This is a genomic window from Acidobacteriota bacterium, assembly GCA_040754075.1.
Classification (GTDB): domain Bacteria; phylum Acidobacteriota; class Blastocatellia; order UBA7656; family UBA7656; genus JBFMDH01.
Genome location: JBFMDH010000013.1, coordinates 47,180 through 70,521 on the forward strand (window position 1 = coordinate 47,180; position 23,342 = coordinate 70,521).

Genomic DNA, 23,342 nt, shown 5'->3' on the forward strand with positions numbered 1-23,342 from the left:
CAATTAAAATCTATCGTTTTCTATCACTTAATTACGCCGTGTAAGTGTAGACAGAATGCAAAAAGTTGCAGAGAAAAATCCTCTGTCGTAAAAAAAATGCGACAGAGGATTTTATTTAAAAAAGATTTCGTTGGTTTGGGGATTCCGATTGCGATTTATACGGAAATCCGAAGTGCTCATAAACCGCCTTTGTCGCCACCCGTCCGCGCGGCGTTCGATCAAGAAAACCTTTCTGAATCAAATACGGTTCATAGATTTCCTCAATTGCATCCTTCTCTTCGTTGATTGCCGCAGATAACGTTCCTAACCCCACAGGCCCGCCATTGAATTTTTCTATGATGGTTCTAAGCAATTTACAATCGACCTCATCGAGTCCATAAATATCGACTTCCATCTGATCCAATGCAAGCGCCGCAACCTGCGCCGTAATAATTCCCTCAAATTTTACTTCAGCAATATCACGGACTCGGCGTAATAATCGATTGGCAATTCGCGGTGTACCTCTTGACCGTTTGGCAATCTCAACGGCACCTTCCGATTCAATGTGAACCTCCAACACCTCAGCCGAACGGGTGACAATCTCAACAATATCTTCGTCTGAATAAAAATTCAGATGCAGCGGAATCCCGAACCTGGCGCGCAGTGGTGCGGTCAATAATCCTGCTCGCGTGGTCGCCCCAACCAGGGTAAATTTAGGCAAATCAATTTTAATTGAGCGGGCAGACGGACCTTGTCCAATAATGATGTCGAGTTGGTAATCTTCCATCGCCGGATAAAGTATCTCTTCAATCGCCGGATTGAGCCGGTGAATCTCATCAATAAACAGGACATCGTTATCCGCTAGATTGGTTAAAATCGCCGCCAGATCACCGGCTTTTTCGATAACCGGCCCGGAGGTGCTTTTAATGTCGCTGCCCATCTCATTGGCAACGATATTGGCAAGCGTGGTTTTTCCGATTCCCGGTGCTCCATAAAGCAAAACGTGGTCGAGTGCCTGAGCGCGTTTGCGCGCGGCTTGAATAAAAATCCCTAAATTTTCTTTGGCTTTTTTCTGACCGATATATTCTCGCAGCCATTTCGGTCTGAGGCTTAATTCAATTTGCTGCTCGTCGCCACCATCCGAAAATCCTGAAACCAACCTTCCTTCGTTCAAGGTGTTCTCTTCTGTCATTATTTTTCTCCTAGATTCATTTATTGGGTTCGGAGTTTTCTATTGAACTTTATCACATCTTGTCGAAAGTAAAAATTATGTTAGAGTTCAAAAGAATGGCAATTACAAGGTACTGGCGTTCACGCTGGTGGGCGGAGACCCTCAAACCAAAAGCCCAACAAATTGCGGCACACCCGCGTGCCGAGGGGTTTGTTTTCTTCCTTGAACTTGCCGGCATCACCCTGTTTCCAATTCCCGTTGCGCTCATTCTGGTCGCCCTGGTGACCGCGGCTCCCCGCAAATGGTTTCGCTTTGCATTGAGTGCCAGCGTCGGCTCAATCATCGGTTCCATCATTCTCTATTTAATTGGCAGTCTATTTTTTCAATCCATCGGCGAAAAGCTGATTCATTTGTATGGCGCTTCTGAAAAATGGATGAGCCTAACCGATAAGTTTGATGGACATTTCGGTATCACTTTTATTTTGGTAGCCGGGATGACTACCGGATTTATGCGTATCGCCTGTATTGCCGCAGGGTTTTCGGGATTAAATCCAATTCTCTTTATTATGTTGCTCGCCATCAGTCGCTCGGTTCGTTTCGTTGCCGAATGCGGCTCGATTAAATATGTCGGTGATCGCGTGCAAACCTTTCCCAAACACTACTACAAATATGGCGTCATTGGCGTTGGGGTTTTGGTGCTGGTCACCCTCGCGATTCTCACCTTTATAAATTAATTTGCGGTCAAGCGATCAAATGAAATCCATCAATCATCAAAAAGCCGGTTTGGTAATTTCAGTTTCAAGGTGGAGCAGTAATGATTAATCGAGAAAACCGGAACGACTATTTATACGCAACTCGTGAAAACTCTTATGAACAACTTAATCTTTCTTCAAACCTTTCAATTCAGGAAAGAATAAAAAGTATTGGGCTAGACAAAATCACTTTTTACCTCGATCAATTTTTTCGCATACCGGGAACCAATATTCGATTCGGCTTAGACCCAATCATCGGATTTTTCTTCCCAATGGCAGGCGACACAGTGACGACATTGATGTCGATTTATATTGTGCTTCGTTCGATTCAATTCGGGTTGCCTAAAATCGTCATCGGGCGAATGATGTTCAACGTCGCATTGGATTATCTGGTTGGCAGTATTTCGATTTTTGGCGATCTTTTCGACTTTGGGTTCAAAGCCAATAGTAAAAACTTAAAACTGCTTGAACGCTTCGCCAAACCTGATGCGCGCGCCAACTGGACGGATTGGCTCTGGATGTTTATGCTCATTGGTCTTTTGGTAAGCGCGATTGCTTTCTGGTTGTGGTTCATCTTCTGGTTATTTCAATCTGTCAATAATTCTCTATACGGTTAATCTATGTGCGACACCTTAGTAGCTCTGCAAAACCACACGAACGATCATTCGGTATGGTTTGCCAAAAACAGTGACCGCGAACCCGGCGAAGCCCAAGCCATTGAACATCATCCGCAAACCAATCATGCGTCAACGCGAAAACTGCAATGCACTTATATTGAAATTCCCGCGGCTGAAAAAACCAACGAAGTTTTAATCTCTCGTCCGGTGTGGATGTGGGGCGCAGAATTTGGCGCTAATGAATACGGCGTCACCATCGGCAATGAAGCGGTGTGGACGAAAATCCCTACGGAAAAAATCGGTTTAACCGGAATGGATTTGTTGCGGCTGGCAATTGAGCGAACCGTTACGGCGCGCGAGGCATTGGAACTGATTACAGACTTCATTCAACGTTACAATCAAGGTGGGGCATGTGGCTTTCGCAATAAAAATTTTCGCTATCACAATTCATTCATCATTGCCGACCCGCAAGAGGCTTGGGTGCTGGAAACCGCCGGGAAATTTTGGGCAGCCGAAAAAGTCAAAGGAATTCGCACGATTTCCAATTGCCTGTCTATCGGCAAAGCATTTGATTTAATTGCCGATGGCGCGTTTTCTTATGCAAAACAGAAAGGCTGGTGTAAATCGACAGCCGATTTCGATTTTGCCAAATGTTTCGGCGACCCGATATATCGAAAACTATCCGGCGGGGTCGAACGAAGCAGTTGTACTTTTCGCAACCTGTCATCAGTTAATGGATTGCTGAGGCGCGAAGATTTTTTCGCAACCCTTCGCAATCATAATGGTCGCGCGCCGCAAAATGGCTGGCGAATGCGTATGCCTTGCGCTCACGCTTCGATACAACCGACTCGCCGCGCCGGACAAACCACGAGTTCAATCGTCAGTTGTCTGAACCCTTCTCAAAACCTACATTGGCTCACCGGAACATCATCTCCCTGTCTATCGGTTTTTAAACCAATGCGACTCAGACAAGGAATCATTCAAACCGGTAAACCGCCGCAAATTTCTTATGACACCGATAGCCTCTTCTGGCGACACGAACGGTTGCACCGTCTGGTTTTACGAGATTACGAAAATTTAAAACCGGTCTTCGATGACGCAAGATTGGCTCTGGAAGCCAGTTTCACGACATTACCCGCTCAAGCGTTTACGCCGGAAATATGCGCCAAAACCTGGCAACAGCATTTTGATAATCTTAATGATTGGATAAATCAAATTGAAAAGGCAGGAATAAAAAAGCAACGGCTTTCAATGTTTCAAAGATATTGGGCGCAACAGGAAAAATTGGACGGGATGCCTGCAACTTAACCCCACCCATCAAAATTCAAACGCAATAGGTGCGAGTATTTTTATACTTCAACCACTACCGGAAGAATCATGGGTCGCCGCCCGGTCTTCTTTTGGATAAATCGTTTCAAGGCAATGCGGGTTTTTTCTTTGATAATCGCCGGGTCTATGCGTTCTTCGTGACTTGCCGCCGTTACGGTCTCAACAATCAAATCTTTCAATTCCTCTAATAAGCTTTCCTCTTCAGCGGCATCAATGAACCCCCGCGTAACGATTTCGGGTTCAGATTCCATTTCGCTGGTCGAGGGGTTAATCGCGACAACCGGCACGACAATGCCGTCATAAGAAAGATGCCTGCGGTCGCGTACCACCAAATCATCCACTTCGCCGTATGATTCATCAATCAGCGTCCGACCGACAGGTTCTTGCGCGACAACCTTGGCGCTGGTTTCGTCAAGCGCCAACACATCTCCGTTTTCGATGATAATGATATTGCGCGGTTCAACGATTCCCAGTGTTTCAGCCCATTCTTTATGGCGATAAAGTTGACGATATTCGCCATGAATCGGAATTAAAAATTTCGGGCGGACGGCTGCAATCAAAATCTGCAAGTCTTCCTGACTGCCATGTCCTGAACAATGTACGCGGGCTTGCGAACTATCAATGACCTTTGCCCCGCGTTTATAACAATGTGAAATCAACCGCGAAATCGCCGCTTCGTTTCCGGGAATAATTCGCGAAGACAAAATCACCATATCATCCGGTTTGACCGCGATGTTTTTATGTTGGTCGGTTGCCATGCGCATCATTGCCGACATCGGATCAGCCTGACAACCGGCGGTTAATAACACAACCTGATCGTCATCCATTTGTCGCGCTTCGGCAGGTGAAATGAAAATGCCATCGGGAACATCCAATTGCCTGTAGCTGTCGGCAGTATCTACGTTCCGCAACATGCTTCGCCCCAGCAAACAAACCTGGCGTCCGGATTCCTGCGCTAAATCGAGAATAATTTGAATGCGATGAACCGATGTAGTGAAACAACTGACAATGATTCGTTTATCGGTTTCCGCAAAAATATTTTCCAGAGCCGGAATCACCGCTCGTTCCGATTGCGTTCTTCCGGGGCGTTCGGCATTGGTTGAATCGGCAAACAGCGCCAGCACACCGTTATCGCCATAGGTGGTGAGCCTTTTCAAATCGATGGTTTCACCGACGACCGGGGTATCATCAACTTTGAAATCACCTGAATGAATAATTACGCCTACCGGTGTAGTAATGGCAACCGCTGTGCAAGACGTCAGGCTGTGGGATACGTGAATCCATTCGATTTCAAAATTGCCAATCGAAATTTTTTCGCGGGGTTCGACTGCATGAACCGTGGTGTCATTAATCAACCCGTGTTCCACCAGTTTGTTTTCAAGCAAAGCCAGGGTAAAGTGTGTGCCATAAACCGGCACATCAATTTCTTTAAGTAAAAACGGAACCGCGCCGATATGGTCTTCGTGACCGTGGGTCAGGATAATCGCGGAAATTTCTTCGAGATAATTATCAATAAAGGTGAAGTCGGGAATGATGATGTCAACACCGGGAAGGTCTTCGTTTGGAAACGACATGCCGGCATCAATGATGATGATTTCGCTGTCGTAACGAACCGCCATCATGTTCATTCCAAAATGCCCTACCCCGCCAAGCGGAATGATTTCTAATTTACTGTCGCTCATAGGATTTTCGTTTTAATTATTGTGGAAAGGCTTTCCTAATCTTCTTTTATAACTCCGGGTTCTCAATACAGAGTCCAAGTATAGCAATCCTTATGAAGGGTTCCTAATCATTGTGGTGAATAATGCCTGGTACAGTCTCTCAAAATCTTTCAGCGATAAAGTTTCGGCTCGACGTTGCGGTTCAATGTCGGCTTCCTTTAAGGCGCTGAGAATTTCCGAATGAAAATGTAAAGTGGAAGCCGCCGACTTTAAATTATTCAAAATGGTTTTTCGCCGGTGAGCGAATGCCGCGCGAATCAGAGCAAAAAACCTGGCATTATCCTGAACCTCAACCGGAGGTTGTTTGCGAATCTTTAAGTGTAAGAGCGCCGACCAGACACCGGGAACCGGACGAAAGGATTGCGGAGATACCCGAAATAATTTTGTCGCCTCTGCATGATATTCGACAAAAACCGTAAGATAACCGTATTCCTTATTCCCCGGAGTCGCGGTGATACGGTCAACCACCTCTTCCTGTAACATCAAAGTCAAATCCGAAATTTCATTGCCGAGATTCAGCAATCGTTCGAGAATCGGTGTCGAGATGTAATAGGGCAAATTCGCAACCACCCGAACTCCAGGAAAATCTTTCTCATCCGCATTCAGTTTTTTCCATTCGTCAATCGCCTCTGAAATTAACTGCTGCCAGGCGATTTTCAAAGCATCGGCTGCCACCAATTTGAATCGTTCACCCCGGAATTGGGATTGCAGGATTTGAATGAAGCGTTGGTCGATTTCTACAGCTACGAGGTAGCCACAGGTTTTTAAAAGCAACCCGGTAATCGCGCCTTCTCCGGGGCCGATTTCGATAATAATATCGCGACGGGTCGCACCAACCTGTTCAACGATTCGTTGAGAGATACCGGCATCAACGAGAAAATTTTGCCCTAAACTTTTCTTCGCTTTAATCAACTATTTTTTCGACTCACTTCTTGAGATGAAATACGTTTTATTTAATTCGTAGGCTTCGTGCTCGCATATGCCGATGTGAACTGCAATTCCCGCATCCCGCAACTGCTGAATTCCCTTTCCTGAAACCCGTGCATCATTGTCAATGATGGCAATGAAGGCGCGAGCGATACCGGCGTTAATCAAAGCATCGGTGCAGGGCGGCGTTCGTCCCCAGTGGCAACAAGGTTCAAGGCTGCAATAGAGCGTCGCGCCTTTGGCAAGACTTCCGGCGTTATCGATGGCTACGATTTCGGCATGTTTTAAATTGGAGAATAAATGAAAACCTTCGCCAACAATTTCATCGCCGTTCACCAGCACTGCACCAACCATCGGGTTGGGAAACGCCAAACCTTCACCTTGTCGCGCCAGTTCAAGCGCTCGATTCATAAAAAATATATCTTTATCTGAAATAATATTTATATCTGTCATTTGAGAAATTTAAGTTTTGTATCGGACTTTTAAAGGTATTTCATAGCCTTGCAAAATCAGATTTTCGATTTTCAATGTCGCCGCCGCATGAAATTCCAACCCGTCATTTTCGCCTCGTTCAAGTTTTGCATATCCGGCAGCGGCAATCATTGCGGCATTATCAGTGGTTAAAATCGGGCTGGGATAATAGACCGGAATTTCCCGGACGGCTTTTTTGATTGCCGCTCTTAACGCGCTATTACAAGCCACTCCCCCAGCCATAATGACGGATTTCGGTTGGTGGCGACGAACGGCTTCCACAACTCTTGAAATCAAGGAGCGAACCACTTTGTCCTGAAAACTCGCGATTAAATCGAGCATTTGCGGGGTTACTTCATCAATTGATTGAACCGGCTTGATGGCATTTTCTTTTACATAACGAAGCACGGCGGTTTTTAATCCGCTGAAACTGAAATCAAGATGCGCAGTATGAAATCGCGGCAATGAGAAAACCAGTTCTGCGGCTTCAGGATTGCCGGATTTTGCCAGACGGTCAATCACCGGACCTCCCGGATAACCGAGTCCCAACAACTTCGCCACCTTATCATAAGCTTCGCCTGCTGCATCATCTCGGGTTCGACCGAGAACCGCGTATTGACCTTCACCTGGAATGTAGAAAAGCGTGGTGTGCCCGCCTGAGACAATCAGGGCAATTGCCGGATATGCGATTTTCGGGTTTTCAAAAATAACCGAATAGATATGGCCTTCGATGTGGTTGACCCCGACAATCGGCTTTTTCGCGACATACGCCAGCGATTTTGCATAACTGACGCCAACCAGTAAGGAACCGATTAAACCGGGCCCGCGGGTAACCGCGATACCATCAATTTCGCTTAACGAGACCTGCGATTCCCGAAGCGCTTCGGAAACCACATGCGAGATATTTTTCAGATGTTCGCGGGATGCCAATTCGGGAACCACCCCTCCAAATGGCGCATGAGTTTTAATCTGGGATGCGATGATATTCGATTTAATCGTTGTCCGGTTCTCGACGATTGCCGCGGCAGTTTCATCACAAGAACTCTCTATACCAAGAACTAACATTACCCTGTCATTGTACACACTGGGGCACTATCAGCAAAGAATGTTGACAACTTCCATCAACGTGTTATGGTTGAGTTCCTCATATTCAATTTAGCTGTTGGTGTCATTGTCAGGATAAATTTGGCTTTGCACTTCTACTTGTTTTATTTAAGGGGTGAACGACAATGAATACCAAAGAAGCAGACCTGAATGACATTCTCGCAAGGCTTGCCCGTTCAACCGCTATGTCGGAAGGTAAACAACGGGAAGCTTTAAAAGTAATCACCGAAACCGCTGCCAAAGCTCTGGAAGTTGATCGGGTCAATGTCTGGCTTTTTGATTCGTCCCGCACCAAAATTTCCTGTATCGAAGCCTATCAGGCAAGCAATCATCAACATACCCTCGGAGAGAAATTGCTGGCAAAAGATTACCCTATCTATTTTGAGGCGCTCAGGAATCTCCGTGTGATTAATGTGATTGATGCATTTAAAGATGACCGTACCAGGGAATTGAAAGAGACCTACCTGAAACAACATCAGGTTACTACGATGCTGGATGCGCCGATTTATATTGCGGGGGAAATGACCGGCGTGGTTTGCCATGAACACATTGGAAGAACCAGAGATTGGACCAGAGAAGAGATGAGTTTTGCCGGTTCGATTGCCGATTTGGTCTCCTTAACTCTCGAAACCGACAGGCGCATCCAGGCTGAACAACAGGCGCTGGTATTACAAGCCAAAATGCTGGAATCCCATCGCCTCGAAAGCCTGGGGTTATTAGCCAGCGGCGTCGCCCACGATTTCAATAACCTCTTACTCACCATCTCGACCAATGCAGAATTGATCAAACGAAATCTCTTCGATGCGGTTAAAATTCAATCCTATATTGCCGATATTGCGCTGGCATCCGAACGCGCTTCGGAATTATGTAATCAGTTATTGACCTTTTCAGGAAAAGCCGAAATCCATTTGGGGTCAGTTAATTTAACCGAGGTGGTTTTTGAAACCATTCGTTTGTTAAAAGTTTCGATTCCGAAAAACATCAAAATAGAAACGAGATTGGACAGACAGATTCCGGTCGTGAACGCCGATGCCATTCAAATTCGCCAGATAGTCTTAAATCTTTTAACCAATGCTTCGGAAGCGATAGGAGAAAACCCTGGAACCATCCGTATTCAAACCGGAACTGCATACTTTGATAAAGAGATTTTGGATGACGCCTATCACAATGGAAAAATTGACAGCGGGAAATATGTTTTTTTGGAGGTAGCTGATTCCGGTTGTGGAATGAACAGCGAAACCCAAAAGCTGATGTTGGAACCCTTCTTTACGACAAAACCAACGGGACGCGGTCTGGGGATGGCAGTTACGCTCGGCATTATTCGCAAACATAACGGTGCCATTAAAATTTCAAGTGATGTCGGAAAGGGTGCAACCATTCGCGTGCTTCTGCCCTTGAGTTAGACTTCGATTTCCTTCATGGTTAGACTTCCAGAGGAGGAAATCGTGAATCCAGAAGCAATGATTAAAACTATTGATAATCAAGAAATCTTATCCCGCATCGAAACGGCGTTAAACCATTCAACCGATGTTGCCCGCCAATTCATTAATCAAAAATTGAATGTCCAATATAAAAGCGATTGGGACCCGGTGACCGAGGCTGACCACGAAGTCAATGCCATCCTGAAGGAAATACTTTTAAAGGATAATGAAGGCTGGTTATCGGAAGAGACCACAGACGATTTATCCCGCTTAGAAAAAGAACAGGTTTGGATTGTCGACCCGATTGATGGGACGCGGGAATTTGTCGAAGGCATTCCCGAATGGGCAATCTCTGTCGCCTACGTCGTCAATGGCGTACCGGTTGCCGGAGGCATCAGTAATCCTGCCAGTGCAGAAATGATTATTGGGTCAAAAGCTACAGGAGTTTTTTATAACGGAAACCCGGCATCCATCAGCAACAGGCAGTCACTGGATGGAGCAATTATTCTCGGCAGTCGCAGCGAAGCCAAACGCGGCGAATGGGATCGCTTTGAAAATGCTATTTTCCAAGTCCGTCATGTCGGTTCAGTGGCGTATAAACTCGGACTGGTTGCCGCCGGTATCGGTGATGCAACCTGGACTCTGGTTCCCAAACACGAATGGGATGTCGCAGCCGGCGTTGCGCTGATTCGCGCGGCAGGCGGATTTGTTCGCGGGCTACAAAGCGAAAATATTGTTTTTAATTCAGTGAGTCCAAAACTCACGGGCTTGATTGCCGGCCCGGTGACTCTGAAAAAAGCGATTGAAGAAACCCTGGGGTTGGAATAAAGCGATTATTCGAGAATGAAAGCGGATGAGCCGGAATTAAAATTTTTCCGACTTTTTCAGACACTCAGCTATCTTACAAACGAATACAACATCCAACACCAATTGATGTAAAAGTTGTTTGCTTGTAAAGCAGTACGTTTGTCCTCCAGTGAACGAATTGCGAATCGTTCACCTTAGCTGGGGTTGCGAAATACCTGGGTCACCATCCGCACTCGCCCATCAACTAAGCAACCTCAGCATTATTTTTTCATGCGCAATTGGTTTAAAATTTATTTCCCTCACATTAATTTTCAGGCAATCCATTTTGCCTCGACACGAGGTGTCCGATGATTAATAGACGACGATTTTATTTTTTCTTTCTGGCTTGCGCGTTTTTCATTGCGTTCACTCTCCCGGAAACGCAGGTAGCATCTGATGTCAATTCAAACCGGAATCCGGTTACATCTGACAGCTATTCATTGAATGGAAATGAAAGTCCTGCAAGTCAACCATCTGACCCAACCCTTTCAGCCGTGGTTCGCTATAAACTCGATGCCGGTCAAAGTCGATTTATTGTTCGCGCATTAGTCGGCGGGTTGCTTTCAACCTTTGGGCATAATCACACCATTGGTATCCGTGATTTTTCAGGCGATGCGACCTTAACACCGGATTCGATTACGCCCGCCTCACTGCAAATGACCATCAAGTCCGATTCTATCACTGTTCTCGATAAAGTCTCCGCCAGTGACAAACAGGAGATTGAAACTAAAATGCGCAATGAGGTTTTAGAAACCGGCACCTATCCGACAATCACCTTCAAGAGCACCAACGTCAGCGCCACCAAAACCGCCGAGGGGCATTATGACCTGCAAATCTGGGGCGATGTCTCGCTTCACGGCGTAACCAAAAGCATCTGGTTCAAAGGGCAAATGAGTTTGACCGGCAATTCATTGCGGGCACGCGGCGAGTTTGCTTTGAGACAAAGCGAATTCAAAATCAAACCGGTATCGGTTGCCGGGGGAACCATCAAGGTCAAGGATGAGTTGAAATTTTCCTTCGATATGGTTGGAGTTAAATAAAAATTCTACTGGTTTATTCGCCACGGGCAATTCGACCGAGTGCGCCGCTTGGATGCCACTGAGCATATTGTTCGCGAGTCAACCCTTTATGCGTTTCGAGAGAAACCGATAATCCGCACAGGACAAAAATTTTGGCGAGGATGCTGGCGCGCGGAACTAAATTCAACGTGCCACCTTCATTTTCAACCCCGGCGTTTAAAACGACGGTTGACAGTTTAGCGAGATGCGATTCGGGTTGCCCCGATACACAGATAATTTTCACGCCAAACTCTTTCAGGACTTCAACGGCATGTATTAGTTCAGGGGTTTCACCGCTATTTGAAATCGCAATTAACACGTCCTCTTTACGTACCTGCCCGGCTGAACCATGCACACATTCGGTGGCGTGTAAAAAATAGGCGGGGGTTCCGGTGCTTGAAAGTAATGAGGCGGCATACCGCGCGACATGTTCGGATTTCCCGATTCCCGTAACGTGTACGCGCCCCCCAAAGGTTTCCTGATGGAGAATTAACTCCGCAGCTGTTTCAATGGAAACGAACTCTGCGCGGGTTCGCAATGCGGTCAGTTCATCAACCGCAAGGGTAAAAAAATTTTCAACTTCCAATGCCGCCCTGGATTGGTGATTTACCGCGGTAGTCTCAGACAATTCCGACACCCCATTGGCAGTTTGCGGATGATTGTCTTCCGGTTGTTTGGCTATATCCTGGCTGTTTGTCAAACTGGTAGCTCTTTCGGTATCGTTGGAAACAATTACTGCTGCCAACCCTTTTCCCTCGCGCCTAATTGTCATTTAATGGTTCCCAAAACGAATTTGATTGATAGTTATATTGCTCGCACTATCAAAGAGTCAAGTTCATAACTTATTGTCCTTGCGGGCACCCATTTTCATAATGCGGTCAAATAACTATCAGCCAAATTCAAACCTGGCTCCAACTGAAAACCTATGGAGCAATCGCCAGCACCCTGACAGGGCTTCCCGACCCGCCTTCAATTGGTAAAGCGCCGACAAAAATCACCGCTCCACGCGCCGGTAATTTATCGAGATTGGTCAGGTTTTCGAGGTGATAGAGTCCGCTTCCGTGAGAAATTTTATGCCCTTGAAAATTTTTTGAAGGACCGTAATCAATCGATAGCGTGTCGATTCCGAGTCCGACAATTTTAGGGTTGCGCAAAAGGTATTGAATGGCTTCTTCGGAAAAACCTGGAAAATGCATAACTCCGTTGGCATCGACGTTGCGGTATTTTTCAATATCATTGAATCGTTTGTCCCAACCGGTCAGCAGTAAAATAATCGCGCCTTCGGGAATCGCCCCGCCTTTTTCAAACTCCTGAATATCGGTTGCCGAGAGTTGATAATCGGGATTGGTTTCGACCTTTGAACGCGCGTCTATCACCACTGCCGGGGCAATAAATTTTTTAACCTTTATTCGCTCAACCGTTTCTTTCCAAACAATGAAATGACCGGGCGCATCCAGATGGGTTCCGAAATGTTCGGGCAGGCGAATTGCTCCACTGGCATACCCGTCTTTTTTAATGTCCGAAAGTTTTTCGTAACGATATAAATCTTTTTCGCCGCTAAAAGCAGGGGTTTTATCGCCGAGCAATTGGGTCAAATCGAGGATTTGCGCCTGACCTTTTAAAGCTCTTTCCAATAGCCCTTCCCCTGCGGTTGGCGCAGGTTTCGTTTCTTCGACAATCGGTTTCTCGCCGTTTTCATTGCGGATTGGAAAACTGCGAATATAGCGAACCAGATTTTTAACCTGTCCGGGATTGAGCGTTAATTTAAACGATGGCATTCCCCCTCGACCTTTGGTTATCGAAGCAATGAATCGCGCATCGGTTTTCCCTTTATGAAATGCCGGGTTGGTAAAATCAGGAACCCCATTTCCCCCCTTCCCGTCCGGTTTATGACAGATTGAACATTTCTTTAAAAAATCTGCGCTTGCCGCCACTTCATCATACGGTGAAGCGGTTGGCGAAGTCTTTTTCGATTTACTTTGCGTGGCAAACACCACGGTAACGACACCCATAAAAAACAGCAGCAACAAGGTTGTAACTTTCAATTTTCTAAACTGCATAACACCTCTTTGATTTATAAAATTTCTCTCTCATTTCCGAGTCGACGGGTGACGCGCTCTCGATCCAGAAATTCAAGCAGGGGTATAGCATGTTTTCGTGATATTCCTCCGGTTATCTCTTTAAATGCGGCGACATCAATTTTTGTGCTTTTGGTTTTATATTCCCGAATCCGATTTTTCAAGTCTTCGATGATTTCCGAATGAAAGACAAAATCATCTATCCGAATCAAGCGTTTTTCAGCAAGCAGCAAGTTATATAATTTGCGCGCCAGGTTGGTTTGAATTTTCAATTGACCGGCAATTTCATCAAACGATGAGGCTTGAAATCCTGCCGCTTTGATTGCCATTTCAAGTTTATTTTTAATCTCGCTGTCGGCGTTTGAAAGCGTTAGTTTATGCGATGATAAGCGTAAAACCTCGCGTTCAGCAGTGACTTTCCCTTGTTCGGATAAAAAGCCAATTACTGCGCGAAAAATTTCCGGTTGCAATTTTCCGAATAATTTTTCGCGAACCTCTTCACGTCCCATACCAAGCGATAAGGGTTCGCGTTTATGATGGGTTTCAAGTAAAGCGATGACCTGAGCAGCCAATTGTTCATAGTTGGTTTTGGAAATAAAAATTAAAGGTAAGGCAGAGACCTCGATGATTTGCTGCTTGTTTTTCAACTCGCTTATCGATTCAAGGATTTGTTTATTGGTCGCGCCGGTTTTTGCTGCAATTTCACCAAAGGTCATTGCCTGTTCGCCTGCCATTTCAATAAAGGTGGCGATTTGTTCGGCAACACTCGTGGCATTTTCCAACTTAATTAAATGGTTTCGCGCCTGTGCATCATGTAATCGGTGCTTTTGTGGTAAAGCGTCTAAAATCACCCCTCCACCAATGGTAATCTGGGGCGAATAACTGCGAATGATGAAGCGGTCTCCGGGCAGTGCGGCAATCGGTTCTTCAAGCCGCAATTGAGCGAAATCACTTTTATTGGGTTCAAGGGCAAATTGTGGCTTATAGTTTTGCCAATTCGATTCTTCATCACGAGTTTCAGAAATCGGCGCAACCGATGAAGGATTTTTTATGAAATACACCCGCGCCATCACCTCTGCGGTTCCATGATGCAAGCGCACCCGCGCGCGGTGTGAGAGCGGTCTTGGGGCGCTGGCGAGCAAATTCAATTTGACATCCAACATCGAAGACGATTGCAAACGATTCGCCAGGGTCAAGACATTTCCACGTTCGGCATGTTCGAGGTTGACGCCTTGCAAATTGACCGCCGTTCGTTGACCCGCTGAGGCAATATCGGTGTCTGCTCCATGTACCTGTAAATTGCGGATTCGGGTTTTTTCGCCAATCGGTAAAATCTCAATCTCATCTCCAACTTTGAATTCACCGGCAACCAGTGTACCGGTGACCACGGTTCCATAACCTTTAACCGTAAACGCGCGATCTATCGGCAATCTCGGAGTCGCCGAGGTATTTTTCGGTTGACTAGTTTTTGCCAAATCAAGCAACGCAGTTTTCAATTTATCGATTCCTGCGCCAGTTCGTGAACTGACGGAAATGATGGGCGAACTTTCAAGAAAAGACCCTTTGACATAATCTTCCACCTCGGCGCGGGCGAGTTCCAGCAACTCTTCATCAACCATATCGGCTTTGGTTAAAACGACCAGTCCGGTTTTGATTTTTAATAATTTGCAAATATCAAAATGCTCGCGGGTCTGTGGCATCACCGATTCGTCTGCGGCAATCACCAGCATCACCATATCCAATCCGTGTGCCCCGGCAAGCATATTTTTAACGAACCGTTCATGACCCGGCACATCGACAAACCCGAATTGATAATCATCCAAATGCAGGTCGGCAAATCCTATATCAATGGTGATGCCGCGCTGCTTTTCTTCTTTCAAACGGTCTGCATCAATCCCGGTTAAAGCTTTTACGAGAGCGGTTTTTCCGTGGTCAATATGTCCGGCTGTTCCGATGATAATGTGTTTCATAATGATTAATCAGGTCACGCGCTGAACCTGTTTCTCATCATATCCCAGAACCATTTGTTTGTTGTAGTAGAGGAGAAAATTTTTGTCGCCATCGGTCATTGCGATTAATTGACTTGCCCTAATTTTAAGCCGGTTTTCTTGCAATTTATTGGGTTTTCTAGCTATACTCGCCCCTGATGTTAGGTTGTGAATGAATCGATTTTATCAGCATTTGAATTTTTCCATCAAAATCGGATAGCCTTTAATAAGGCGCAACAGAAGAGGATTTCAAATATTAATTGTGGAACCCGATAGCTTATGAATTTTCAATGTCCGCAGTGTCAATCTCCCATCGCCTCCGAAGGGCAACGGTTTTGTAACCGTTGTGGATACGAACTGAAATTTCCCGTTTCAAGTGTTGAGACAATAACGCCGGGGCAGGCAGGCGAGATTGCGCCAAATGCCAATCCTGAGATTGAGACTTTGGAAATTCCACCTTCACCGGATACCGTTTCTCCGCCGGCGATTCAACAAGAAACCGTCGCCATTGTAAATCCTGACATTACTCTGGAAACCCCGTTAAACAACCATCAAAATCAACAATCGGCAATTTTGCGTATCGTGTTGCCATCAAGTGATGTATTTGATCGGGAGGTTAAAAAGGCAGAAACCCAAATCGGTAAAGGTCCGCGAAATGACATCGTCATCGCCGATTCGGCAGTTTCCACATCGCATGCGGTTATTAAATTAGATAATGGGAATTACACCATCACCGACCTCGGCAGTCGCAATGGCACCACCATCAATGGACATCGAATTGCCGCTCCACAGAAATTAAATCATGGCGATGTCATCGGCATGGGAGTCACAAAATTGACCTTTCGCCTCAGTGGTTATAGTGAAACCGGGGTTATTCAAATGCCGGAAACCACCGCGGCAATTCCCAATATGCCGTTGCCCTTAAACGAAGAAGCTTTAGCCCACACCTTGATAGCCGAAAATGTCGTCCCCCAATCCGTCATCGAGAGATGGCGCGGCGCTGAGACGAAAGGCAGACGGCTGGTGCGCGCCTTGATTGAAGAAAAGCAAGTAAACGATGAGCACTTGCGCGATTTAATGGCGAGAATTTTTCAGATTCAACCGATCAACCTTCGGGATACTCAGGTTGATGAATCATTAGTCGCTAAATTCTCCAATAAACTGGCAAAAAATTCGTGGATTTTTCCTGTATCCGATACTCCTTGGCAATTGACCATAGCGGTTGCCGACCCGACCGATGTCGCAGCAATTGAAGAAGTAAAAAAACAGAATTTCCTACAAGTTCTCGTGCGTATCGCCGCCGCCAACGAAATAATTGAAAAAATCGATTTTCATTACGGTGCCAGGTTAGTTGGCGTTTTACCTTCGGGCGAAAAACTCGAATATCCCTTCATGAAAAAAGAGATTGAAATCGGCAAAGCGGCTCATAATCACATCATCTTGACTGACCCGACGGTCAGCAACACACACGCCGTCATTTTAGCGCGCGATGGCGGTTATATGATTGTTGATTTAGGCAGTCGAAACGGCACCTTCGTCAATAGCGAGCGATTGACCACTCAACCCCACACCTTAAAACACGGCGACGCCATTCAAATGGGGCAGACCGTTTTAACTTTCAGAAATCCCAGTGAAACGCCGGAAAATGTTACGGCGGTTTTGTCGCTTGATGTGCTGAACGAAATCCGCCGTCGCGCAGAAACCAACATCACCGAACGAGCGGTTATCGATGGCGGAATGGTTCCCGCGGCGGTTGTGCCGGTTGCCAATGGGGTTGCCGCCGTTCCACCGGCAACCAATACGCCTGAGCCTCAAAATTTTGTGGTCACCAATTCGCCGAATATTCCTTTGGTTGCTGATGCCAATGATGCGGGAAAAAAGAAGAAGAAAAAGGATAAAGAGAAGGATAAGGATAAAGATAAAGAAAAAGAACGTATCAAGGCGGCTTACATTGGAGCCGTCGGGCGAATTCTCGCGGCAATTCTCAGCGTCATCTTAACTGTCGTGCTGGCGATTTATATCAACAACTCCATGAAAGGGACGCAACCCGCGCCCACGGATAAGCCGGTAATCGAACCGACATCGAAAGGCAAGGCTAAGGTGAAAGTGGCAACGCCCGGTGCTGGAATCTCTTATGAAGGTGGAATCTTTGAATCATCCGGGGTAACCCAGGTGCCCAATCTGGAAGGCATATTTTTCGTTGCCGATAATAAACCCAGCGAAATGTTCTTTATGAATCTGGATGGCAATGGCAGGCAATCGGGAGAAATTAAGACCATCAATTTCAATGCCAACGTTGCCGACCCCGAAGGCATTACTTATAGCGGCTCATTCTTTTATATCGTCGGGTCGAATTCTCACGCCGAAAAGGGAGAAGCCAACGCGCTGGCGCGTTTTGCTTTTGATTCCACGACCCAAACCATTCAGGGACAAACCGAAGTCATGACTAATCTAAGGGATTTCCTGATTGAGAACGTTCCTGAATTAAAGGCGGTTGCTGGCATTGAAGGAAATGCCGGTGGGGTAAATATCGAAGGCATAGCCTGGGACCCGATTCACGACCGCATTTATCTGGGAATGCGCTCGCCACTGGTTAATGGGCAGGCATTAATTGTACCCATTAAACTGAAAGACCCGCGCGGCGCTTTTACTACACAAAATTTAACGGTGCCGGCATCCCCGATACATTTAACCTTAAATGGGCTGGGTATCCGCGATATTCAATATGATAACCGACTGGGGGTCTTTTTAATCATCGCCGGTCCCACCGGGTCTGGCGGCGGTCGCGAAGTTGTACTTTATGAATGGAATGGTGATTTGGATTTAACCAAACCGGAATCGGCTCCGCGAGAGATAACCAAATTGGACACCGTAATGAAACCGGAAGGGGTGGTACGCGCACGAATCGGTGGTAAGGATTTAATCTTTATTGTGGGGGATGGTTCAAGCTATTTGAAACTCGATTATACCGAAGGCCCTTAACCTGAAATCAGCGAATACCTTTGCAAAATCGCTGATGCTGTACTATCATCGACTCGTCTTTAAATAAGCTTCTCCTTTTTAATCTTAACTCCCCCTATCTTTTGGAGTAATCTCCAGCAATCATACGCTGTCCCCAGGAGATTCAAAAACGTAAAGCTGTTTAAGGAAATATCATGTCCGAAATTCTTAAACCTTTTTCATCCCAGCTTACCATCGAGCATGCAAAAATATTAATCATTGATGATGAACCCAATATCCTTTCGGTTCTCTACTCTCTGCTTTCCGACAAACACGAATGTAAAATCGCATCATCAGCGCCCGAAGCGTTGGAGTATTTTAAAACCGACCAATTTGATTTGATTCTTTCCGACATTATGATGCCCGGAATGACCGGCTTTGAGTTATTGGAAATTTTAAAAAAATCCGAAGATTGTCCGGTACTTATTTTTATATCAGGTAATTTAAATATTGAAAGCGCCATTGGCGCATTGCGGCGTGGGGCTTATGATTACGTCACCAAACCGTTCAACCTTGATGATGTCGAAATCGCCGTTGAAAGAGGACTGCGGCATCAGGCATTGATCAAATCCAACCAACAATATGAACGCCATCTCGAAGAGTTGGTCAGTCTCAGAACCTATGAATTGCGTTTGACCAACAACAGTCTCAACGCCACGCTTGAAAAACTTTATATGAGTTACAAAGCGACGCTTCAGGCGCTGGCAAAAGCCCTGGAAGCGCGCGACGCTGAAACCAAAGGGCATTCCGAACGGGTGGTGAGTTATTGTCTGGGACTTGGCAAAAAACTGAGCATCGCCGGGAGAGATTTAATCACCCTCGAACACGGTGCGCTGCTACATGACATCGGAAAAATCGGCGTTCCCGATGGAATATTATTAAAAAAAGGCTCTTTGACCGATGAAGAGTGGTCACATATGCGCCGCCATGTCGAGTTCGGATCAGACATTTTAAGCGGCATTGAATTCCTATCCGGCGCTAGAAAAATCGTCCAACAACATCACGAAAGGTTTGATGGCAGCGGTTATCCATCTCGGCTTGGTGGGGATTTAATCTGTCAGGGGGCGCGAATTTTTGCGGTTGCAGATGCGGTCGATGCGATTACTTCCGATAGACCTTATCGTAAAGGTCGCCCTTTTGAAGATGCCGCAGATGAATTGATCAAATGTTCGGGAAAACATTTTGACCCGCAGGTCGTTGAGGCTTTTACCAATATTCCGATGGATACCTGGCGTGAAATCAGACAAATGACCATGGATCCGTCATTAAAAAAACAAGCCCAAAAACTAAGCCCTTTTAATGAAATCAATAATTCATTGCTGTCTTTAGCGAATGAATAATTGCACTTGCTAAAGACGGCTTTTGATGGGTAAATAGCTATGGGGGAAGAGTCTATTTCAATTCAATCTTTGACAAAGGAAAAGGCAAATCAGAATTTAGCCGAGCAGCAAAAAATTTTACGCAAGATTAGTGCGGCAATCTACAGTTCCCTGAATTCTGAAGAGGTTTTTCAAACCATTGTAAATGAATTAGGAATAGTGCTTTCAGCCTGTCGCGTCCGCCTTGCATTACTCGATGACCCCTTACCGGATGAAATTCCCTTAACCTATCAATTTCATGCAGATTGTTGTCTGTCCCAACCCCAACCCTATCCGTTCATTTCGGTTACCGGCAATGAAGCGCTGGATTTGGTTCTTAAATCCAACAAACCGGTAGCCATAGACAATACCGAAACCGATAACCGATTGGGGACGCAACGGGAGAAATATTTAAAAGCGGGAGTTCACTCTTTTCTGTCAACTGCCATCCGGCTCAATGGTCGACCGATTGGCGTTTTTGGGGTTCACAAATGTCAACACCACCAGTGGTCGGAATTTGAAATTGATGTGGTTGATACGGTTGCCGAACAGGCAGCTATCGCCATTCGGCAGGCAGAACTTTACCGCGAAGCCACCGAAGCGGCAACCCGCGCCAATTTACTCAATCACATTATCACTTCAATAAGAAGCTCTTTAAATATCGACGAAATTTTAAAGGTTGCCGTAGATGAAATCGGTAAGGCACTGGGAATCAATCGCGCCTACATTCGCCGATTTATCGGTGATAACGGCATCATCGTTGCACAATACTGTAGCTCACCTGAACTTGCTGCGCCCGATATCGTGATTGATAAAGATAATTCGGTTATTCATCGGCTACTTTCCACCCAGCGGTCGTTAATCATCGATGATGTGGAAACCTTTTTTCTGCAACAATCGATTGAACGAACCAACGAATTAAGAAATGGATTATCGCAAAGCATCTCGCAAATCCTCTGTCCGATTATTATTGATAAAAAATTCTGGGGGGTATTTTCAATCTCCCAAACCGACCGCCTGAGAAAATGGACGAAAAGTGAAATCGACCTGGTCGAAGAGGTAACCGCGCAGGTCGAATTCGGGATCAGCCACAGTCAGTTATACCAGGAAGCCCGTCAGGCAGTTAAGGTTGAAGCTCTGGTGAGACAAATCAGTGAAAGTATCAACCAATCCAGCCGCATGGGCGAGATATTTCACATCGTCGCCCAGGAACTCGGAAATCATCTGGCAGTCGATTCCCTTTTCATCTTCACCTTAAATCCCCAAACCTATAATTGGAACCTTGAATGTACCTACAGTCATGGCAAACTTTTTGATCCGCCTCGCAAGGTTTTTTCATATGAAGAACTCGCCCCTTTAACTGAATTTGCCGAGGATGGATTGGCGTTTTCCAATAATGTTTATCAGGACCCCCGCTATCGCAAATATGCGGAAAAATATTTTGCGCCGACAGACATTCAAGCATTTGCAACTATTTCATTACCGCATAAACTCGGAGGTAAAATCGGTATCGGCGTTACCTCAAAAACCCGACCGCGAGAATGGCACACCCAGGAAATCACGGTTATGCGAGCCGCTGCCCATCAAATGGCTCATGCGCTGGAACGCGCCGAGTTATTCGATCAGGTTTGGCGGGGAAAAATTGAATGGGAAACCACCTTCGATTCCTTAACCGATGGCATGCTGATTTTCGACCACGAAGGCACGCTGCGCCGGATTAACGAGGTCGGCGCTAAATTTGAAGGGCTGCCCATCGCCAAAATTCTCGGCAGAAAATGTTGCACGCTTTTGAAAGGCGTGAATGAAGAAGGTTGTAAAGTTTCGCAAGTCATGCAAACCGGCGAACCCATTACTTTTGAATTAACCCCTGAAAAATATAGTCGCCCGGTACTGGTCACCATCTCGCCATTTTCAAATCGCCCGGATGACGAAGCCGAACAGCAACACTATTCAACAACCAGCCAGGAAATATTGGAAAAGTCAGGCGCGGTTTGTATTATCCGTGACCTGAGCGATCTCAGAGCCGCTGAAGCCGCCGCCCGTGAGCAAAGAAATTTCCTGGCAAAATTGATTGAACACGCGCACGAATCCATTTCAGCTTTTTCGATTTCGGGGGAACTCATCTGGGTAAATGAACAAACCCTGAAAACTTTGCACTGTAGTTTTGAAGAGCTATTCGGATTCGGCTATCGAAACTATATCGTTAGCGATGAAATCAACAGCACCTCGAAAGCCTTTAAAAAAGCCTTGATTGGCAAATCCCCGACCATCGAACTCCGTACCCGAACCAGCGAAAATGAAATCAGAACCTTTCTGGGCACTTACACGCCGATTTATGCCGACGAAAATATCTCGCACATCCTTTTAATCGCCCGCGATATTACCGAAGAAAAACTGGCAAAACAACGCATCGTTCAGGATGAAAAATTACGCTCACTCGGTCAGCTTTCCGCCGGAATCGCTCATAATTTCAATAACCTCCTGGCTGCCATTCTCGGCAATGCGCAACTCATCAAACGCCACGAAGCCAACGAAAAAATCCAGAAACAGGCAAGCATCATTGAACGCGCTGCAATGGACGGCGCGGAAATGGTTAAACGGATTCAATCGTTTGCCAATCATCAAAAAGAAGTGGTGTACGAAAAAATTCAAATCGAAAATATCATTCAGGATTCGTTCGCGCTTACCCGGGCAATCTGGCAGGATGAAGCCAGAGCCAAAGGAATTCAGTATCAGGTAAAATTCGAGCCGCTAACCTCTTCAATTATTCGCGGTTCGGCTTCGGAAATCCGCGAAGTTTTCATCAATATTATTCTCAATGCGCTGGATGCCATGCCACACGGCGGCACGCTTCTGGTTTCAAATAAAGTTGAAAACGGTGTCAACATCATTTCATTTAAAGACAGCGGCTGCGGCATCAGCCAGGATGTGATGCAACATATATTCGACCCGTTTTTCACCACCAAAGGAATGCGCGGAACCGGATTAGGACTTTCGGTTAGCTACGGAACCATCGAACGGCATGGCGGAACCATTGAAGTCGAAAGTCAGATAGGCGTCGGTTCTACCTTCACGGTTAAATTGCCCGGTGCCACCACCCCATCGGTTTTTAACGCCAAAAAGACTGTTGCTATTTCAAGCACCAAACAATACCGCATTCTGGTCGTTGATGACGATGACCGTGTCCGCAATGCCATCTCGGAAATGCTCAGGCTTTCGCAACATCACGTTCAGGAAGCCATCAATGGCAGGCAGGCGTTGGCATTTCTGGAAAAGTCGGAATATGACCTGGTGTTAACCGACCTCTCCATGCCGGATATGGATGGATGGGCGGTGGCGACCGAAATCCGGCGTATAAAGGAATCGTCGAAAATCATTCTCTTAACCGGTTATGGCAATCAGGCGGAAAACATTGAAACCTATCAAAATCTGGTCGATGGCATCCTCGCCAAACCCATCAGCATTAACGACCTCAGCATCACCATCAGTCAAATGTTGCAATAAATCGGACGGATTTGGTTA

General features: G+C 46.1%; 17 protein-coding genes. 9 read left to right on the forward strand and 8 right to left on the reverse strand.

The features are described 5' to 3' along the window. Positions 1-115: 115 nt before the first annotated feature. Positions 116-1,171 (reverse strand): Holliday junction branch migration DNA helicase RuvB, encoded by a 1,056-nt coding sequence (gene ruvB / locus AB1757_15365; GenBank protein ID MEW6128417.1) that lies wholly within the window; start codon positions 1,169-1,171, stop codon positions 116-118. A gap of 95 nt (positions 1,172-1,266) precedes the next feature. On the opposite strand from ruvB, the gene AB1757_15370 reads away from it, so the two are divergent. The 3 genes from AB1757_15370 (at position 1,267) to AB1757_15380 (ending at position 3,827) form a co-directional block, all read left to right on the forward strand. After that, entirely contained in the window at positions 1,267-1,884 is a 618-nt protein-coding gene (locus AB1757_15370) for a hypothetical protein (GenBank protein MEW6128418.1), read from the forward strand. An 80-nt stretch (positions 1,885-1,964) separates the two neighbouring features. Continuing rightward, positions 1,965-2,519, forward strand: a complete 555-nt coding sequence (locus AB1757_15375) for a DUF4112 domain-containing protein (GenBank protein MEW6128419.1) — start codon at positions 1,965-1,967, stop codon at positions 2,517-2,519. A gap of 3 nt (positions 2,520-2,522) precedes the next feature. Next, positions 2,523-3,827 carry a C69 family dipeptidase gene (locus tag AB1757_15380; protein ID MEW6128420.1) on the forward strand — a complete coding sequence of 435 codons (1,305 nt, stop codon included), beginning with the start codon at positions 2,523-2,525 and terminating at the stop codon, positions 3,825-3,827. A gap of 41 nt (positions 3,828-3,868) precedes the next feature. Here the strand turns inward: AB1757_15380 and AB1757_15385 are convergent, their stop codons facing one another. The 4 genes from AB1757_15385 to tsaD form a co-directional block, all read right to left on the reverse strand. Next, positions 3,869-5,530 carry a ribonuclease J gene (locus AB1757_15385; protein ID MEW6128421.1) on the reverse strand — a complete coding sequence of 554 codons (1,662 nt, stop codon included), beginning with the start codon at positions 5,528-5,530 and terminating at the stop codon, positions 3,869-3,871. Between the two features lie 90 nt (positions 5,531-5,620). Then, positions 5,621-6,481, reverse strand: a complete 861-nt coding sequence (gene rsmA, locus AB1757_15390) for a 16S rRNA (adenine(1518)-N(6)/adenine(1519)-N(6))-dimethyltransferase RsmA (GenBank protein MEW6128422.1) — start codon at positions 6,479-6,481, stop codon at positions 5,621-5,623. Continuing rightward, complete coding sequence (ribD, locus tag AB1757_15395; GenBank protein MEW6128423.1) at positions 6,482-6,949, reverse strand: bifunctional diaminohydroxyphosphoribosylaminopyrimidine deaminase/5-amino-6-(5-phosphoribosylamino)uracil reductase RibD; 468 nt, start codon at positions 6,947-6,949, stop codon at positions 6,482-6,484. It abuts the gene before it with no gap. A 9-nt stretch (positions 6,950-6,958) separates the two neighbouring features. Further along, the gene (tsaD, locus tag AB1757_15400; protein MEW6128424.1) at positions 6,959-8,032 is read right to left on the reverse strand and encodes a tRNA (adenosine(37)-N6)-threonylcarbamoyltransferase complex transferase subunit TsaD; all 1,074 of its coding nucleotides are present in this window, start codon (positions 8,030-8,032) and stop codon (positions 6,959-6,961) included. A gap of 164 nt (positions 8,033-8,196) precedes the next feature. Between tsaD and AB1757_15405 the strand changes: the two genes are divergently transcribed. The 3 genes from AB1757_15405 (at position 8,197) to AB1757_15415 (ending at position 11,378) form a co-directional block, all read left to right on the forward strand. Further along, positions 8,197-9,474, forward strand: coding sequence for an ATP-binding protein (locus AB1757_15405; GenBank protein MEW6128425.1), 1,278 nt, complete (start codon positions 8,197-8,199; stop codon positions 9,472-9,474). 42 nt (positions 9,475-9,516) lie between these two features. Then, complete coding sequence (locus AB1757_15410; protein MEW6128426.1) at positions 9,517-10,320, forward strand: 3'(2'),5'-bisphosphate nucleotidase CysQ; 804 nt, start codon at positions 9,517-9,519, stop codon at positions 10,318-10,320. A gap of 326 nt (positions 10,321-10,646) precedes the next feature. Further along, positions 10,647-11,378, forward strand: coding sequence for a YceI family protein (locus tag AB1757_15415; protein MEW6128427.1), 732 nt, complete (start codon positions 10,647-10,649; stop codon positions 11,376-11,378). 13 nt (positions 11,379-11,391) lie between these two features. On the opposite strand, the gene AB1757_15420 is transcribed toward AB1757_15415, so the two are convergent. The 3 genes from AB1757_15420 to selB all read right to left on the reverse strand — a co-directional run bounded on the left by AB1757_15420 (position 11,392) and on the right by selB (position 15,444). After that, on the reverse strand, positions 11,392-12,141 hold the full coding sequence (locus AB1757_15420; GenBank protein ID MEW6128428.1) for an SIS domain-containing protein: 750 nt from the start codon (positions 12,139-12,141) through the stop codon (positions 11,392-11,394). 178 nt (positions 12,142-12,319) lie between these two features. After that, a complete protein-coding gene (locus AB1757_15425; GenBank protein MEW6128429.1) occupies positions 12,320-13,456 on the reverse strand; it encodes a cyclase family protein in 1,137 nt (378 codons plus the stop codon). A 14-nt stretch (positions 13,457-13,470) separates the two neighbouring features. Next, the gene (selB, locus tag AB1757_15430) at positions 13,471-15,444 is read right to left on the reverse strand and encodes a selenocysteine-specific translation elongation factor (GenBank protein ID MEW6128430.1); all 1,974 of its coding nucleotides are present in this window, start codon (positions 15,442-15,444) and stop codon (positions 13,471-13,473) included. Between the two features lie 297 nt (positions 15,445-15,741). Between selB and AB1757_15435 the strand changes: the two genes are divergently transcribed. The 3 genes from AB1757_15435 to AB1757_15445 all read left to right on the forward strand — a co-directional run bounded on the left by AB1757_15435 (position 15,742) and on the right by AB1757_15445 (position 23,324). Then, positions 15,742-18,444: a DUF3616 domain-containing protein gene (locus tag AB1757_15435; protein MEW6128431.1), complete on the forward strand. Its 2,703-nt coding sequence runs from the start codon at positions 15,742-15,744 to the stop codon at positions 18,442-18,444. A 173-nt stretch (positions 18,445-18,617) separates the two neighbouring features. Next, the gene (locus AB1757_15440) at positions 18,618-19,802 is read left to right on the forward strand and encodes an HD domain-containing phosphohydrolase (protein ID MEW6128432.1); all 1,185 of its coding nucleotides are present in this window, start codon (positions 18,618-18,620) and stop codon (positions 19,800-19,802) included. A gap of 69 nt (positions 19,803-19,871) precedes the next feature. Beyond that, positions 19,872-23,324: a GAF domain-containing protein gene (locus AB1757_15445; GenBank protein MEW6128433.1), complete on the forward strand. Its 3,453-nt coding sequence runs from the start codon at positions 19,872-19,874 to the stop codon at positions 23,322-23,324. Positions 23,325-23,342 lie beyond the last annotated feature (18 nt).